Genomic DNA, 600 nt, shown 5'->3' on the forward strand with positions numbered 1-600 from the left:
ATCGCTATTGGAGTTAAAAATGAAATCTATAAAAGCATGGATGTTGTTATGTTTGATCGCGATGTTTGGTTGTACGTCAAAACCAGATGATGTTGAGCCTGTAAACAACTTTGCACTCCAACCATACCTCGGTAAATGGTATGAAATCGCTCGACTGGATCATTCCTTTGAGCGCGGCCTCTCTAACGTTACGGCTGAATATGAATTGCGTGAAGACGGTGGTGTCACGGTTGTCAACCGTGGTTATTCGCAAGAAGATAAAAAGTGGACACAAGCCGAAGGCAAAGCGTATTTCGTTGGAGATGAAAACATCGGCCATCTTAAAGTTTCATGTTTTGGCCCGTTCTATTCCTCGTACCTTGTGTTCGAGCTAGGAGAAAACTATGAGTACGCCTTTATTTCAGGTTTTAACCATGATTACTTGTGGCTACTTTCTCGGAAACCAAATGTCGATAAGGCGACGGTGGAGCGATTTAAGCGAGTCGCCAAAGAGAAAGGCTTTGTGCTAGATGAGTTGATCCTGGTCGATCAAAAACAGTAAATTGTCCAACTGCTGACCTTACAGTAAGGTTCGATGCTTCATAAAGCTCAGTGGTGTTT

At 43.0% G+C, this 600-nt stretch carries 1 protein-coding gene; it reads left to right on the forward strand.

The genetic code is table 11. The features are described 5' to 3' along the window. The first annotated feature begins 19 nt into the window (after nt 1-19). The gene (locus R8N47_RS26680; protein WP_318186296.1) at nt 20-541 is read left to right on the forward strand and encodes a lipocalin family protein; all 522 of its coding nucleotides are present in this window, start codon (nt 20-22) and stop codon (nt 539-541) included. Nucleotides 542-600 lie beyond the last annotated feature (59 nt).

The organism is Vibrio sp. 2132-1 (genome assembly GCF_033344315.1).